Source organism: Tardiphaga sp. P4_G1 (assembly GCF_056401215.1).
Genome location: NZ_JBFUJU010000005.1, coordinates 312373 through 328100, shown reverse-complemented (window position 1 = coordinate 328100; position 15728 = coordinate 312373). Strand labels below are relative to the sequence as shown.

The window sequence follows — 15728 nt, the reverse complement described above, 5'->3', positions numbered from 1 at the left end:
CTCCGTACTCGTCGTGAATGATCGTCTGGCTGCGCAACAGTCAGCGCATCGCCAGAACGAGATCGGCCGCGCGGTCACCCGACCGCACCGATCCCTCAATAGTCGCCGGCAGACCGGTATCGGTCCAATCGCCCGCGAGAAAAAGATTCTTGAAATCGGTGCGCGTGCCCGGACGCAGGGCATCTTGGGCAGGCGTAGCCGCAAAAGTAGCACGGCGCTCGCGCACGATCTGCCAGGCGGGTAACGGCGCCTGGATATTCGAAATCTTGCAGATTTCGTCCCAGATCTGTTGCGCAAACTGTTCGCGCGGTGTGTTCACGAAACGATCGCCATTGCTGATCGTGATCGACAGGCGATTGTGGAAAGCAAACAGCCATTCCACCACACCGCCGACAACGCCAATCAGCGGCGCGTGGCCTGCTGGCGGAACATAATTGAAATGCGCATTCACGATCGCGCGGAATTCGGTCGGCGTCTTCACACCTGGCAATAGCGACTTCGCGGCCCATGGCGGAACAGCCATCACCACGACATCGTCCGCGCTAAGCGTGATGACGTCTTCAGCGCCAAACTTCAGCTCGGTGACGCGATCACCACTCATGGTGTAACCGCGCAGCTCATGACCAAAATGAACGCCGGCGCCCTTGGCACGCAGCAATTCGATCGCAGGCTCGACCAGAACATCGCTAAGACCAGCGCGCGCGATCAGCGGGCGGCACGCCTGCCCGCCTGCCAGCAGCGTTTCGCGCACGATGGCGCCGGCCAGACCAGCCGACCCTTCCGGCGGATCGACATTGAGCGCGGCCAGCAACAGTGGCTGTACCAGACGATCGTAGAGGACGCCTTCACAGCGAATGGCATCGCCGACCAGGCGACTATTCGATGACCAGATCAGCGGCGACAGCGCGAGATAATCGGCGACTGATGTGTCCGGGACGCGGCGCGTCTTGTCGAACAGCCAAGTCGGGATCTTGCCGTCGCCGAGATCGAGCTGCCAGCGCTTGCCGGTTTTGGCATCGGCAAATGCGAATTGTGCCCGCTGCGGACCAACGAGCCCGGCTTCGGTGCCGATCGACTTTACATAAGCGACGACATGGCTGTTGCCCGACAGAACCAGATGGTTGCCGTTGTCGATCTGGAGCTGTGTCTGCGCGTCGAAATACGACCGGCAGCGGCCGCCGGCCTGCTGCGTCGCCTCATGGACGTGGACCTTGAAGCCGGCATTGACGAGACGCACGGCGGCCGACAGGCCGGAAACGCCGGCACCAATGATATGAGCGGTCTTTTGCATCAGATGATCGCGTATCGCAGCAGGATCGCTATCTTGGAGGCCTTGCCGAGACGAACGGGGGCGCGCGGCAAAGCAAAGCCGCGCGCCACCAGCAATTCCAGGATGGCGTGATAATATTTCGACATGATCCGCGGCGCGCGCACCACGCGGCGCTTGTTACGCGCCATGATCTCGTCGGATTTTTCGAAATGCGCCTGCGCCCGCTTCACCAGCGGCACACAGACCTTCGGCAATGCCGGGCTGGCGCGCACCACGTCGGGATCGCTCGACGTGATGCCGGCGTGATAGAGCAGCTCACGCGGCAGATAGAGACGACCGATACCGGCGTCTTCGTCGATATCGCGCAGGATATTGGTGATCTGCAGCGCACGGCCGAGATGATGCGCAAGCAGAATGCCATCTTCGTCCGGCATGCCGAACACCTTCACCGACAGGCGTCCGACGGCACTGGCAACACGATCGCAATACAGATCGAGCGTTGCGTCATCGGGCGCGCGAATATCTGCAGGGATATCCATCTCCATGCCGTCGATGACGGCGATGAAATCCTCCTTGCGCATGCCGAATTGCTTGATTGGCCCGGCATAGTCGCGCACACGCGCTGGCGGATTGCCTGCATAGAGCGCATCGATATCTGCGCGCCACTGCTGCATGTCAGCGAGCCTGACGTCGCGCGGACCATCGGAATCCGCGATATCGTCGACCTGACGGCAGAAGCTGTAGATCTGGAACATCGCATCGCGCTGGGCACGCGGCAGAATGCGCATCGCGGCATAGAACGAGCTACCGGCAGCAACGCCCTGAACCTCGCTCTGAGATTCGCTATTATTCACCTGGCTCGTCATCTGGTTCATGCGCCCGGCGTCGTCGAACGAGGCATCGGCGCGCTGGTGGTGGCGCGGCGCCACAGCCCGCCGGCAATGCCGGCCAGCGCGTAGCCAGCCATGCTGGCCTTAGAGAGGTGAACCTTCTCGCTGAGCGGATCGCGCAACTTCAGCATCTTCAGGATCTGCCAGGCAAAAGTCTCGATGACGGCCACATCGCAGCCCAGCCGGACGTCGGCGATATGGACCGTCAGTGTCTCGCTCTCATGCATCAGGGTCTCGGTCTTGGCGACCAGCTCGCGAATACAGGCCAGCAGCGCCGGCGACGCCTTCGCCTGCTTGAGATCTTCCACCGAGGCGCCGTGCCGGTCCAGCGTGTCCTGCGGAATGTAGACCCGATCGAGATCGCGATAGTCGTTGCCGCAATCCTGCAGGTGATTGTTGATCTGCAAGGCCGCGCACAGCGCATCCGACGCCGGCCAGGTGGCTTTGCTTTCGCCGTGCACGTCGAGCATGAAACGTCCGACCGGCATCGCCGAGAACGAACAATAATGAATGAGCTCATCCCAGTCGGCGTAGCGCAGCTTGGTCACGTCCATCCGAAAAGCTGTCAGGACGTCGAGCGCATGACGCGGGGGCATCTCGCGCATCTGGAGCGCCTCGCGCAGGACGACGGCTTCGGCCTGGCCGTCACCCTGACCGAGCAGGTCGGCCTCCAGCTCGTCGAGCAGGGCCAGTTTTGCAGGCGCATCGAGCAGCGCGTGATCGGCAATATCGTCTGCGGTCCGGACGAAATTATAGAAGGCAAGAATCAGCGCCCGGTGGCGCGGATGGATAATCCACGACGCGACAGGAAAATTCTCGTCACGATCGGTCTTGCCGGATCGCAGTTCGCTCGCAGGGGTCATCCAGAACTGGCTACGTTGGATTTGAACAGGGTGGCTCGGGGGCCGCCAAGGTCCGGTAATACCGGCAGGCGGGGTCGGCCGCGAGCCCCCATATAGGGCAAATTGGCCCGTGAGACCAATGCCAATATGCCACTTTCGGCCGCAGCCAGTGCCGGGCCGGATCACGTCTTGGCGGGCTCGCGGCGAGACCAAAACGGCGCCACGAGCCCGGAATCTCGCATTAGGGCGGGGTTATTGGCCGTGGCTGACCAGCACGTCGTTGCAGGCCTTGCTGATCTTGGGGCGGTTTTCCTTCAGGCAGGACAGAACCACGAGGTCGCCCTGATCCATGACGGCGCGGCAGAGCTTCTGCACGTCGCGGGTACAGGCCTTCTGCTCCGCGTCGGTGCCGCTGCGGGGCTGGTTTTGCTGGGCCAATGCACCGGTCGAGGCAGATGCGGAAAGCACGGACAGTACCAGGAGAAATTTACGCATTGTCTTCCTTCAGTATGGTGACGAGATCACAGCCCGTGTGGTGCATAGCATAAACTGAAACATTCGCATCGCCGGGAAGGCTTTATCTTCAGGCACATCGGCGAATTCGCGGCGATGGATGCAATCAGGACACAGAACATTCCCGCCGCCACAGACACGAATAAATGCGGCGAAAACTTGCGCACATGGCCGCACCAGCTGTAGGGCCGGCCGATGCCCCCCTCGCAGGACAAGATAAGGTTTTACGACAATTGTTCAGACGCGCATCACCTCCGCCCGTTCCGCTCCGGGAACCTTCGCGCTTGTGGGCGGTGACATGTTACTTTTACAATCGTCCAATTATGATCGCTCTATTGAACCTAAAGATGTGCAGCGACACTTAAGCTTCGATGAGGCGCGGCATAACTCGGTTACACAGCGCTATTTTGGGAAAACTTACATGACATTCCATTCTGCAAAGCGGTTCGGGCACGCCCTCAAGGCCGCTGGCGCTGGCGCGATCCTGCTGCTGTCGGTGTCCGCAGGCCATGCCCAGTCCGGACCGTTCGCCGGCTTCGACGGGGCCTGGAGCGGTACCGGAACGGTCTCCATGTCGGACGGGTCCTCGGAGCGCATTCGCTGCCGGGCGACCTACAAGGTGGATGGCGGCGGCAGCGCGCTGGCTCAGACGCTGCGCTGCGCCAGCGACAGCTACAAGTTCGACCTCTCCAGCAATGTCACCAGCCAGGGCAACAACGTGTCCGGCAGCTGGAGCGAAGCCAGCCGCAACGTCTACGGCAATCTGGTCGGCAAGGCCGGCGGCGGCCAGATCGACGTCTTCGTCGAGGCCGCGGGCTTTGCGGCCAACATCACGCTGACGACCCGCGGCAACAAGCAGTCGGTGTCGATCAGCTCCAAGGGCGAAATTCGCGGCGTTTCGATCAATATGGTCAAGAGCTGACGCCGGCTTGCGCACCTTCACAAAAAAGCCCCCGGAGCGATCCGGGGGCTTTTTTTGTTGATCGTCCTGCTGGGGCGTAGCTGACTACTTCTCTTGCTTCGCCAGAACCGAGCTGCCCGTGAGGCGCTGCTGCAGATTGATCAGCCACATCGCGGTCGGGCGCAGGATGAACAGATCGGCCACCAGTGCCGCGACCATCGAGAAGGCGCTGAGCCAGCCGAACAGCCGCAGCGACGGCAGATCCGAGAACACCGTCACCACGAGGCCGCAGGCCAGCACCACCGTCGTCAGGATCAGCGCGGGACCAACGAGCACAGTCGCACGCTCGACGGCGATCGCGGGATCGGTGCCCGGCGTGTCTTCCAGACGCAAACGGTTGAGGAAGTGGATCGTGGCGCTAAGGCCGAGACCGAAGGACACTGTCAGTGCCACCACACTGGCGAATTGCAGCCCCTCCCCGAGCAGCCACAATACGAAGCCGGCCAGCACCACCGGGAAGATGCCCGGCAGGATACAGGCCAGCATCACCACCCACGAGCGGAACGCGAGGCCGATGAAGACGGCGACCAATCCGAATTCGATGGTCAGGCCGTGATTGAGCTTCTCGATCATCCCGGCGCTGTTACGCGCCGCGATCGCCGAGAGGCCGGTCACCGCAATCTCATAGCCCGGGTGCTTGGTGCGAACGGCATTCAGCGCATTGTCGAGCTTGTCGACCACCGGCAGGATCTTGCTCGAATCGCTGTCGGGCACACGGCCGGACACCACCACCGCCGTCTGGTCCGCCGAGATGAAGCGGCGCACCAGATGTTCGGGTATTACGCTGACATATTCCTTCAGCGTCGCGACATCCGACGAACCGGCCTTCTCCGCCAGCCAACGCCGCAGCGTTTCCAGCGACCAGACGTTACCCACACCGGCCTGCTTCTCGACCATGGCGTGGACTTCGGCGATGGTCGCCAACGTGTCCGGCGAATAAAGATCCGCGCCCTTCGGAAACTCGATCAGCACGTCGATCGGATTGGCGCCGGTGAGCTTGGCGTCGAGCCGTCCGCTGGCGGCGACCGCCTGCTCCTTGTCCGGCACTTGATCGGCCAGCCGATAGCGCGGCTCGAGATTGGCGTAAACGATCCCGAGACTAACGACGACGACGAGCGAGATCAGGCTGAACAGGCCAGGACGGCCGACCATGCGCACCGCGATCCAGTAACAGAAGGCGCGCAGCGCCTGCACGCCGGCATCGGCGGTCTGGAACTTGGCAGCGAAGATCTTCTCGTTGCGCACCAGCAGCACACCGAACACCGGCACCAGCGACAGCACCGCGACCAGCGCGATGATGGTGGCCGTGAGACCGGCCTCGCCGAAGGCGCGGATCAGGTCCGAGTCGGAGAACTGCAACGCCAGGAAGGAAATGCCGGCGGTGCCATGGGTGAGGACGCAGGCCGGACCCACGACACGAACTGCATTCGTAAATGCTGAATACTTGTCCTCGCCTGCGATCAACCGGTCACGCGCCGCGAAAGTGAGCTGCATCGAGTCCGCAAAACTGATCACCATGATCAGCGGCGTCATCACATTGAGGAACATGTTGAGGCTGAAGCCGGCCCAGCCGAGCGCGCCGAGCGACAACAGGATCGCCAGCAGCGGCGGAAACGCCGCGATGATCATGAACGAGATCTTGCGGAAGAAGATGATCGCAATGACGCAGCCGGCGAGAATGCCGGCGATGTTATAGATCAGGCCGTCGCGCTCGACCGCGTTGCGGATTTCGAGCTGCATCACCGGCACGCCCGACAATTCCTTGGTCAGACCGCTATTGGCCAGGTCCTCATTCATGGTCTTGCGGATATCGGCAACTACAGTGCTGAGCTTGCTGTTGCTGACCACGGCCGGGTCGAGCGACAGCACCACCAGCGCCAGAGTTCCATCGTCGGACAAAAGCTTGCCGCGGATCAACTCGTTCTGCTTCACCGTCTCGATGAACTTGTCGTAGTCGGCGCCTTCAGGAAGATCGTTGGGAAACAGCGCTGCTGGCAACTTGCCGGGGGCCGGCGTCTGGCGCGCCGAGAAGATCGAGATCAGCCCGCGCACGCCATCGACCAATTGCAGGTCGGTGACGAGGTCGCGCATCTTTCCAAGATTGTCGCGCGCAAGCAGCGTCTTGCCTTCGAGCACCACGAGCACGTCGAATTCGGTGGACGGGAAGCGCTTCGTCACTTCCTCGTATTGCTTGTATTCCTTGCTGTCAGAACGAAATAGCTGGCTTAGCGAATCGTCGATCTTGATGCGCTGGATGCCAAAGATCGCACCGATCACCAGCGCGAGCAGGATCACGCAGGACAGGATCGGCGCCTTCACCGCGATCAGACCGATGCGCTCGAGCCCGAAGGCGATGCTGATCGGCCCCTTGCGCAATTTATTCATATCCGCGTCGTGGGGGGGAACCGTATCGTGCATACCCTGTCCAGTCCTGTCGTCAGCGGCGTCTGCCTAGCAAGCGTCGCGGGCAGTAGTAAGGCTGGAATCGGCGAGACCGAACAGCGCTAGCCCTTGAAAACATGCGGTAAATTTGCCGCGGGCAGATGTAGCAGGTCTGTATGACACATCGCAAGGCGGCGAGCGCGCCGAGGTTGCGTTTCAGGTCACAAAATGGAGCGCAGAGGCTGTTGTTTCATGCTGGTGCAACGAGCGGTGCTACCAGTTGCAGACCGCTTTCGTCTTTCAGAGCCACACCGGTCATACCGCGATTCAGCCCTTCGTGTGCCAGCCAGGCAATCTTGCTCGCTGCCTCCTCGAAGGACAAACCCGCCGCCTGGATGTTCGACACGCAGTTACGCGCAGCGTCCGTCAGACCCGGCTGTGGTGCGAAGGTCAGGTAGGCACCGAGACTCTGCGGCGCCGAGAGACCCGGACGTTCGCCGATCAGCATGATCGTCATCCGGGCTCTCAATAATGCACCGATCTCGTCGCCGAGCGCGACCCTGGCGCCGCCGGCAACCACGACAGCGCCGATCCCGCCCCCCGCCAATTTGGGCATTAAGGCACCCAGCAGGCCAAGCGCGTGCGCATTGACCGCAGCCGGAGACAGGCCGTCCGCAATCACGATCACCAGATCGCACGCGGCGCTGTCGCGCCCTTCAAGCAACTCCCGTGACTCGCGAGACAGTCGGCGGCCGAGATCAGGACGCTTGAGATAGTCGGCCCGATCCGCGACCTGGCTCGTCACCACCAGCGCGCTCGTCCCCAGCCCGGCCAGCGCAGCCGCAATGGCTTCAGCCTCGAAGGGCGCATGGACCGCGTCACGTGCGCGGGCATGGTCGAGCGTGAAATCAAGCAGGGCCCGCGTGGTCAGGCTAGCGCCGGCCCGGCCGAGCCCGACACGCGCCGGCGTCAACGCCCGCAGCTCCGCGAGGGAGCGCTGCGGCACCGGCGGCGTCACATCATTCCGATCTGTCATGACGCCAGCCTATCGCTCATTCGGCCGGAACGGCAGCGTCCTGCAGTTTCAGCGAATAATAGGACGCGTTGGTCTGACCACCGGACGCATCGCGGGCAAAGTTGATCAGGTGGTGCGCCACCATGATCCCGCTGATGAGATACTCGATCTCGCCGCGCGCCAGCCGACGGAGCGCAAATTTCCAGAACGCCCGCTTGTAATCGCCGAGCACACCGACCTTCCAGAAGATGTTGCGCAGCATGACCAAACCGAGACGAATGCTCTTCCAGGTCAGCATGGCGCCGATCGGCGGCTTGATCCGGTTGGGATAGGTGTGGCGGATCTGGTATTCGAAACGCTCGAGCAGTTTTTCTGGCACATAGGCACTGCCCATGGCGCGCCGCCAGCTTTTCACCACGTCCTCATACGGCAACAGGAAGTCGACGTTGGAATCGCGGCCCTCGTCCTCGTTCAGGCGGCCTTCCTTCTTCAACCTGTCCCACAGCGGCGTCTGCGGCAGCGCCTGCAGCAGGTTGATGGTCAGAAGCGGAATCTGTGACGTTTCCACGAACTCGAGCAAATGCTGGCCGGTCTCGGGCTTGTCGGTATCGAGGCCGAGGATGATGCCGGACACGACTTCCATGCCAAAGCTGTTCAGCGTCTCGATCGCCTCCATGATGGGGACCATCATGTTGTGATCCTTCTTCATCGCCTTGAGGGCGACGGGATCGGGCGTCTCGATGCCGCAGAAGATCGTGCCGAACCAGGCTTCGCGCATCAGCGAAAGGATTTCCGGCCGCTTGGCGATGTTCAGCGTCGCCTCGCAGGACAGGCGCAAGACAAAACCGGTCCTCTTCTGCCACTCGACGAGATGCGGCAGCAGATCGAGTGCGGCCTTGCGGTTGCCGATGAAGTTGTCATCGACGAAATAGACCGAGCCCATGATGCCGCATTCGAGCAGCTTGTCGAGTTCGGCGGTGATCTGCTCCGGCGATTTCAGGCGCGGATTGCGCCCGTAGAGGCCGGGAATATCGCAGAACTCGCACTGATACGGACAGCCCGAGGAATACTGGATGCTGCCGAGGAAGTAGCGCGGAATATCGGCCAGTTCATAGGCCGGAATCGGAAACCTGGTCATGTCCAGACGGTCGGTGGTCTTCAGCACGACCTGCTGGTCCGGGCGCGACGTATCCTTTTCCAGGATATCGATCAGTTGATCGGTGGCATCACCGAGTTCGCCAATATGGAGATAGTCGAAAGCCGGGTAGTAATCGGGGCATGACGAGACCGACGGCCCTCCGATCGCCACCGGAAGATCGTAGGAATGCGCGCGGTAGCAGATGTCGTTCATCTGCGTACGCTGGATGTGCATGCCTGACACCAGCACAACTTCGGCCCACAGGAAATCATTGGGCGTGGCGGCGCGGATGTTCTCGTCGATGAAACGGACTTCCCAGTTCTCGGGCATATAGGCGGCAATCAGCAGCAAGCCCTGGGGAGGCATGAAGGCCTGAACGCCGTCGGTCAGAGGATATGAATATTCAAACGTACCAAATGAAGACGTGTATCGCGGAAAGACGCACAGGATGCGCCGGACCGTCTGCCTGCCCTCAGCTCTCATCAAAATTCCTCTGTGAATGCATCAGCGGTCCCCATAAGCGCTGAACCTTCAATAACGTCGCCGAGATAAAACCGTTCCACTCCTGCCGAATACTTTGAGCGATCTAATCACGGCGTCCGAATCTGGGCCAGAATTTCTTCAAGATTGTGGCGGGCGGTGACAAGGTCGTGACCAGCTCCGCACAAGTGCGCACAAAGCGCCAAGCCTTATGACGGTTTATTGACGTCAGGCGATCAGACGCGCGGCCAGATCGGGCAGCAGGCCTTCCTGATCGCGGATGCGAAGGTCCGCTCCGGCGAGCCCGACCCGTTGCAGCCAGTCGTCGAACTCCGGTGCGCGTTTGAGCCCAAACAGGTCGCGGATATAGAGCGCATCGTGAAATGACGTCGACTGGTAGTTCAGCATCACATCGTCGGCGCCGGGGACGCCCATCACGAAAGTCACACCGGCCGCGGCCAGCAGCGTCAGCAGATTGTCCATGTCGTCCTGATCGGCTTCGGCATGGTTGGTGTAACAGACGTCGACGCCCAGCGGCAGGCCAAGCAGCTTGCCGCAGAAATGATCCTCCAGCCCGGCACGGATGATCTCCTTGCCGTCATAGAGATATTCGGGGCCGATGAAGCCGACGACGCTGTTCACCAGCAATGGGTCGAACGCCCGGGCCACGGCATAGGCCCGCGCTTCCAAAGTCTGCTGATCGACGCCGTGATGGGCGTTGGCCGACAGAGCCGAGCCCTGCCCGGTCTCGAAATACATGACGTTCTGGCCAAGCGTGCCACGTTTCAGCGAAAGCCCGGCGGCATGAGCTTCCTTCAGGATCGCCAGATCGATGCCAAAGCTCTTGTTGGCGGCCTCGGTCCCGGCGATCGACTGAAACACCAAATCGACCGGGGCACCCTGATTGATGAGATCAAGACTGGTCGTGACATGGGTGAGCACGCAACTCTGGGTCGGAATATCTAGCTTGGTGACGACATCGTCGAGCAGCCGCACCAGCCCGCCCAGCACCGCCGGATCGTCGCTCGCCGGATTGATGCCGATACAGGCATCGCCGGAGCCCAGCATCAGCCCGTCGAGAATGGATGCCGTGATGCCCCTGATATCGTCGAACGGGTGGTTCGGCTGCAACCGCACGCTCATGCGCCCGCGCAACCCGATCGTATTGCGAAAGCGCGTGATCACCTCGCACTTCCTGGCCACCAGGATCAGGTCCTGATTGCGCATCAGCTTCGAGACCGCGGCGGCCATCTCCGGCGTGATGCCGCGGGCGACGGTCTGAAGGACTTGCGGCGTGGCCGCGTCTGACAGCAGCCAGTCACGAAAGCCGCCGACGGTCAGCGACGAGATCGTGGAGAATGCGGCGGCATCATGCGTATCGACGATAAGACGCGTGACCTCGTCGTCCTCGTAGGGCACCACCATTTCCTGCAGGAATTGCCTGAGCGGTACGTCGGCGAGCGCCATCCGCGCCGCGATCATCTGCTCGGCGGTCTCGGCTGCAATCCCGGCCAACCTGTCGCCGGAGCGCGGCGGCGTTGCCTTGGCCATGAGGTCGCGCAGATCCGCGAAGACATGCGTATGGTCACCGATGGCGTGGCGATAGATCATGGCCGGATTGTTGGATATTCGCCGGAGGCTGTCTAGACGTGCCGCCCCGCGGCAACGCCCGACGACCACGCCCACTGGAAGTTGAAGCCGCCGAGATGGCCGGTGACATCGATGACTTCGCCGATGAAATATAGCCCCGGCACTGATGTCGCTTCGAACGTTTTTGATGACAGTTCTGTGGTGTCCACACCGCCAAGCGTCACCTCGGCCGTGCGATAGCCCTCGGTACCGTTCGGACGCACGCGCCATTCCTTCACTGCCGCGGCCACGGAGGCCAGCAGCTTGTCCGAAAAATCCGCCAGCCGCGGTGGGCCGGTGATCTTGTCGGCGATCATCTGGGCCAGTCGCTTGGGCAGGAGGTCGCCAAGCACGGTCGCCAGTTCCTGCCGCGGACGTTCGCGGCGTGCCTCCTTCAAGGCGGCGAGCATATCGCGCGTCGGCGCCATGTCGATGACGACATCGAGCCCGTCGCGCCAATAGGACGAGATCTGCAGGACCGCCGGACCGCTGAGACCGCGATGGGTAAACAGTAGCGCCTCGTCGAATTTGGTCTTTCCGACACTGACCACGGCATCGACGGCAACGCCAGCGAGGTCCTTGAATTGTGCAAGCGCCGCAACGTCGAAGGTCAGCGGCACCAGCGCTGCCCGCGGCGCGATCATCTTCAGCCCGAACTGCTGCGCCAGCTTGTAGCCGAAGGCACTTGCACCCATTTTCGGGATCGACGGCCCGCCGGTGGCGACGACCAGCGACTGGCTGCGATACTCGCCCTGATCGGTGGCGACCACAAAGCCGCTCTCGTTCTTCGTCACGCCGAGAATGCCGACGCCGAGCCGCATCTGCACGTCGCTGCGTCGGTTTTCGTCCAGCAGCATGTCGATGATCTGCTGGGACGAGCCATCGCAGAACAATTGCCCGCGCGTCTTCTCGTGATAGACGATGCGATATTTTTCGACCAGCGCGATGAAGTCCTGCTGGGTGAAGCCCTTCAGTGCGGATTTGCAGAATTGCGGATTCTGCGACAGGAAATTCGCCGGCGTCGTATGCAGGTTGGTGAAATTACAGCGCCCGCCGCCGGAGATGCGGATCTTCTCGCCCGGCGCCCTCGCCTGCTCCAGCAGCATCACCGAGCGACCGCGTTGCCCCGCAATGCCGGCGCACATCAGGCCGGCCGCACCGGCACCGAGAATGACGATGTCGGCCGTGTTATGCGCGCGACGGACGATGGTCATTCCAGCAGCAGCACATCGACGGCAACGGCGAGCTTCTGCTTGCGGGCCCCAACGATCACACCATCGACCGGCGACACGTCGGAGAAGTCGCGGCCGATCGCTAGCACGATGTGATCGTTCTCGACCAAAATGTCGTTGGTCGGATCGAAGCCTATCCAGCCGAGTTCCTCGCCGCACCAGACCGACACCCAGGCATGGGTCGCGTCGGCGCCCTGCAGGCGTTCCTTGCCCGGCGGGGGAATGGTACGCAGATAGCCGCTGACATAGGCAGCAGGCAGGCCGAGGCCGCGCATGCCCGCAATCATGATATGCGCAAAATCCTGACAGACACCGTGGCGCTTATCCAGCACCTCCTGCAACGGCGTCGAAATCACGGTGGCCTTCGGATCGTATTTGAACTCGGTGCGGATGCGGTGCATCAGGTCGACGGCGCCGGCGAGAATCCCGCGGCCTTCAGTAAAGCTCACCGCCGCATAGTCCGTGACGGCATCGATGATCGGCACCAGCGGACTGGCGAAGACATAGCCGATCGGCGAGGCACCGCTGAGGTCGCTGGAATCGAACGCCGCCTCGCGGACGCTCTCCCAGGAAGGGCTATCGTCGCCGCGCCCCGGCGCAAAACGTTCGACATAGACGCGCGACCGGCTGTCGATGCGCAGCATCTTGTGCGGGGTTTCGATCAGAACGCTTTCCGTCGGCGTGCCGAAGAAATCCGTCCGCATGGCGCGGGCCGCCGGCAGCGGCTTGATATCGACGCTATGCGAGACCAGTTGCTGACCAGCGCTGCTATTGGGTTGCAGCCGCAGCGAGCAGCGCGCATAGCTCACCGGGCTCTCATAGCTGTAGGTCGTGACATGGCGGATTTCGTAGATCACGCCAGCCCCGTGAGCTTTTCCGGGCGCGATGCGCTGGCGCCATGCGGGAAGTAATGCAGGCCGATGGAATCCGCGAGCGTGAGCAGATCCTGCTCCAGCGCAAACAGTGACTTGGTATGAATCTCGGATGCCTCGCCGGTGACCAGCGACGAGCGCAGCGCCACCGCCAGCCGCTGCGGCCGTTCCATCAGGCCGTTTTCCTTCAACGTCGGGAGGCTGGCAATGTGATCGTTCAGTGCCGAGACCTGGAATGCCACCGAGCGCGGATTATAGGGATCGAGCACCACGAGATCGCGCACCGGCGCAAGTAGCGGGCCGACCAGATAGCGCGAACGATAGGTGATCTGGCAATCCACCAGCGTCAGCAGGATATCGAGATCGTCACTCGTCGCGTCGTCGGACGCGAATTGCCGCGCAAAGCGCGTGGTGTTGATGGCGCGTTCGGCACGGCGGCCCATTTCGAGGAAACGCCATCCGGCGGCACGGTTCATGTTTTCCTGCGCGAGACCGGCGAAGCTCGCCAGTTCCTGCAAGGTCAGCTCGGCCGCACTGACGACGTCATCGTCATCTTCGACGTCATGCGCAAGCCGCTCGGCCATTTCGGTGATGACCTGCCAGGCGTCGGGGGACAGCCGTTCGCGCAGCGAGGTTGCGGTCCGCAATGCCGAGCGCACCAGCGATAGCGCTGAGCCAAACTGCTCCTCACCCTGCAATGCCTGGGCCGCGATCTTGGCCGGCTGGGAGCGCGAGGTGAGCGATGTCGCGCCCCAGGTCATCAGCATGCGCTGGATGCGCTCGATCGATTGCTGCCCGGTGGCGCCGCCCTTGCCGGGATCGCGCTGCGGCACGCTGAGTGCACGGATCAGACGCAGCGTGGACTCCGCGCGCTCGAGATAGCGCCCGAGCCAGAACAGATTGTCGGCGGCGCGGCTCGGCACCCAGCCGGCGATGCGGCGGATACGCACATTGTCGACGGCCGGCAGTAGCGTCGAGGCAGCAACGGCCTTGTCGGCCACCACCCAGACGTCGGCGGCGCGCGCGCCGGCGCCCATCGATACAGCGCGCGCATCGGGTTGATCGGCGATCCGGCAGAAGCCACCGGGCATGATGGTCCAACCGTCCGGTGTCGCCGCCGCGAAGACGCGCAGCACGAACGGACGCGGCGCGAGCCGGCCATTGTCCCAGACCGGCGTGGTCGAGAGCTGCACCAGCTCCTGCCCGACATAATCGACGCCGCGATTGGCAATCGCCGCCTTCAGACGCTCGCGCTCGCTTGGCGAGAGCTGCGACGGCAGCACCGGCGAGTAGCCAGGGAAGCCCGGCACCGCTCCGCCATAGGCACCTTCGATGGCAAAGTCATCGAGCCGCGCCAGCACTTCCTCGCGCGCCGATTTCTGGCCGCACCACCAGGTCGCGATATGCGGCATCTTGAGTGGTTCGCCGAGCAGCTTCCGGCTCAAGCTTGGCAGGAAGCCGAGCAGCGCGCGCGCTTCCATCACGCCGGAGCCAGGCATGTTGGCGACGACGACGCCATTCTTTCTGACAACGTCGATCAGCCCGGGCACACCGAGTTGCGACGAGGCATCGAGCTCCAGCGGGTCGAGCGAATTGGCATCCACGCGGCGCAGCAGCACATCAAGACGCTTCAAGCCGGCCACAGTGCGGATATGCACGCGATCACCGGAGACTGCGAGGTCATCGCCTTCCACCAGCAGGAAGCCGAGATAGCGCGCCAGCGTCGCATGTTCGAAATAGGTCTCGCTGAACGGCCCGGGCGACAGCAGGCCGACGCGCGGTTCGTCACGATCGGCCGACGCGCGCAGACTGTCGCGGAAGGCTTCGAAGAACGGCGCGACGCGCTCGACATTCATCGACTTGTAGAGGTCGGTAAAGGCACGCGACAGCACCAATCGGTTTTCCAGCGCATAGCCCATGCCGGACGGCGCTTGTGTGCGATCGCCGAGCACCCACCAGCGGCCATCGGGACCGCGGCCGAGATCGGCCGCATAGACGTTGAGATAGCGGCCGCCCGGCGGCTTCACGCCGCGCATTGCCCGCAGATATTCGGAGCTGCCGGCAATCGCCGCAGCCGGGATCGCGCCGGACGCGACAAGGCTGGCGTCGCCATAGAGGTCGCCGAGAATCTTCTCCAGCAACTCCGCGCGCTGCGTCATTGCCGCTGAGATCTGCAGCCATTCGGATTCGTCGATCAACAGCGGCACATGGCTGAGTGGCCAGATCCGGTCGGCGATTTCGCCGGGCGCGCGGTAGGTGACGCCGGCTTCCCGGAGATGACGGTCGGCAGAGCCGAAGCGGCGTTCGATCTCCGCGGGCGCCATGGCGCCGAAGGCCTCGAAGAACCGCGTCCAGACCTCCCGCGGCGTGCCGTCCTGGGCGATGAATTCGTCGGGAATCCCGGGCAGCCGCTCGTAGTCGCGGGTCCATTGCGCGACTTTACGATGTCCCGGACGGGGCTTTTTCCCCTGACCGGCCTGTCCCGTCATTCCGACTCTCCAGCC

12 protein-coding genes are annotated in these 15728 nt (G+C 62.6%); 1 reads left to right on the top strand and 11 read right to left on the bottom strand.

The annotated features are described in order from the left end of the window. Nucleotides 1-40: 40 nt before the first annotated feature. The 4 genes from hpnE to AC1DUY_RS14210 all read right to left on the bottom strand — a co-directional run bounded on the left by hpnE (nucleotide 41) and on the right by AC1DUY_RS14210 (nucleotide 3497). Nucleotides 41-1291, bottom strand: a complete 1251-nt coding sequence (gene hpnE / locus AC1DUY_RS14225) for a hydroxysqualene dehydroxylase HpnE (protein ID WP_478115011.1) — start codon at nucleotides 1289-1291, stop codon at nucleotides 41-43. Then, entirely contained in the window at nucleotides 1291-2145 is an 855-nt protein-coding gene (hpnD, locus tag AC1DUY_RS14220) for a presqualene diphosphate synthase HpnD (protein WP_478115009.1), read from the bottom strand. Before hpnD ends, hpnE begins: the two co-directional genes overlap by 1 nt. Beyond that, nucleotides 2142-3023: a squalene synthase HpnC gene (gene hpnC, locus AC1DUY_RS14215; protein ID WP_068735856.1), complete on the bottom strand. Its 882-nt coding sequence runs from the start codon at nucleotides 3021-3023 to the stop codon at nucleotides 2142-2144. The genes hpnD and hpnC overlap by 4 nt, the downstream gene beginning before the upstream one ends. A gap of 231 nt (nucleotides 3024-3254) precedes the next feature. After that, the gene (locus AC1DUY_RS14210) at nucleotides 3255-3497 is read right to left on the bottom strand and encodes a cysteine rich repeat-containing protein (RefSeq protein ID WP_068735855.1); all 243 of its coding nucleotides are present in this window, start codon (nucleotides 3495-3497) and stop codon (nucleotides 3255-3257) included. A 439-nt stretch (nucleotides 3498-3936) separates the two neighbouring features. On the opposite strand from AC1DUY_RS14210, the gene AC1DUY_RS14205 reads away from it, so the two are divergent. Beyond that, complete coding sequence (locus AC1DUY_RS14205; protein ID WP_068735853.1) at nucleotides 3937-4437, top strand: hypothetical protein; 501 nt, start codon at nucleotides 3937-3939, stop codon at nucleotides 4435-4437. An 84-nt stretch (nucleotides 4438-4521) separates the two neighbouring features. Here AC1DUY_RS14205 and AC1DUY_RS14200 read toward each other — a convergent pair whose 3' ends face one another. The 7 genes from AC1DUY_RS14200 to AC1DUY_RS14170 all read right to left on the bottom strand — a co-directional run bounded on the left by AC1DUY_RS14200 (nucleotide 4522) and on the right by AC1DUY_RS14170 (nucleotide 15713). Further along, a complete protein-coding gene (locus tag AC1DUY_RS14200; protein WP_478115006.1) occupies nucleotides 4522-6861 on the bottom strand; it encodes an efflux RND transporter permease subunit in 2340 nt (779 codons plus the stop codon). A gap of 247 nt (nucleotides 6862-7108) precedes the next feature. Continuing rightward, the gene (gene eutC, locus AC1DUY_RS14195) at nucleotides 7109-7894 is read right to left on the bottom strand and encodes an ethanolamine ammonia-lyase subunit EutC (protein WP_439077759.1); all 786 of its coding nucleotides are present in this window, start codon (nucleotides 7892-7894) and stop codon (nucleotides 7109-7111) included. Between the two features lie 16 nt (nucleotides 7895-7910). Then, nucleotides 7911-9494, bottom strand: a complete 1584-nt coding sequence (locus tag AC1DUY_RS14190; RefSeq protein ID WP_089265078.1) for a B12-binding domain-containing radical SAM protein — start codon at nucleotides 9492-9494, stop codon at nucleotides 7911-7913. Nucleotides 9495-9719: 225 nt separating this feature from the next. Continuing rightward, nucleotides 9720-11102 carry an ethanolamine ammonia-lyase subunit EutB gene (locus AC1DUY_RS14185; protein ID WP_439077760.1) on the bottom strand — a complete coding sequence of 461 codons (1383 nt, stop codon included), beginning with the start codon at nucleotides 11100-11102 and terminating at the stop codon, nucleotides 9720-9722. A gap of 32 nt (nucleotides 11103-11134) precedes the next feature. Beyond that, the gene (locus AC1DUY_RS14180; RefSeq protein ID WP_439077761.1) at nucleotides 11135-12334 is read right to left on the bottom strand and encodes a BaiN/RdsA family NAD(P)/FAD-dependent oxidoreductase; all 1200 of its coding nucleotides are present in this window, start codon (nucleotides 12332-12334) and stop codon (nucleotides 11135-11137) included. Then, complete coding sequence (locus AC1DUY_RS14175; protein ID WP_439072404.1) at nucleotides 12331-13209, bottom strand: transglutaminase family protein; 879 nt, start codon at nucleotides 13207-13209, stop codon at nucleotides 12331-12333. The genes AC1DUY_RS14180 and AC1DUY_RS14175 overlap by 4 nt, the downstream gene beginning before the upstream one ends. Beyond that, the gene (locus AC1DUY_RS14170; RefSeq protein ID WP_478115002.1) at nucleotides 13206-15713 is read right to left on the bottom strand and encodes a circularly permuted type 2 ATP-grasp protein; all 2508 of its coding nucleotides are present in this window, start codon (nucleotides 15711-15713) and stop codon (nucleotides 13206-13208) included. The genes AC1DUY_RS14175 and AC1DUY_RS14170 overlap by 4 nt, the downstream gene beginning before the upstream one ends. Nucleotides 15714-15728: the final 15 nt, after the last annotated feature.

Coding starts and splice junctions, on each gene's coding strand:
- AC1DUY_RS14170 (WP_478115002.1), bottom strand. CDS start 15,713: ATGACGGGACAGGCCGGTCAGGGGAAAAAGCCCCGTCCGGGACATCGT.
- AC1DUY_RS14200 (WP_478115006.1), bottom strand. CDS start 6,861: ATGAATAAATTGCGCAAGGGGCCGATCAGCATCGCCTTCGGGCTCGAG.
- AC1DUY_RS14210 (WP_068735855.1), bottom strand. CDS start 3,497: ATGCGTAAATTTCTCCTGGTACTGTCCGTGCTTTCCGCATCTGCCTCG.
- eutC (WP_439077759.1), bottom strand. CDS start 7,894: ATGACAGATCGGAATGATGTGACGCCGCCGGTGCCGCAGCGCTCCCTC.
- AC1DUY_RS14185 (WP_439077760.1), bottom strand. CDS start 11,102: ATGATCTATCGCCACGCCATCGGTGACCATACGCATGTCTTCGCGGAT.
- AC1DUY_RS14180 (WP_439077761.1), bottom strand. CDS start 12,334: ATGACCATCGTCCGTCGCGCGCATAACACGGCCGACATCGTCATTCTC.
- AC1DUY_RS14205 (WP_068735853.1), top strand. CDS start 3,937: ATGACATTCCATTCTGCAAAGCGGTTCGGGCACGCCCTCAAGGCCGCT.
- hpnC (WP_068735856.1), bottom strand. CDS start 3,023: ATGACCCCTGCGAGCGAACTGCGATCCGGCAAGACCGATCGTGACGAG.
- AC1DUY_RS14190 (WP_089265078.1), bottom strand. CDS start 9,494: ATGAGAGCTGAGGGCAGGCAGACGGTCCGGCGCATCCTGTGCGTCTTT.
- hpnE (WP_478115011.1), bottom strand. CDS start 1,291: ATGCAAAAGACCGCTCATATCATTGGTGCCGGCGTTTCCGGCCTGTCG.
- hpnD (WP_478115009.1), bottom strand. CDS start 2,145: ATGAACCAGATGACGAGCCAGGTGAATAATAGCGAATCTCAGAGCGAG.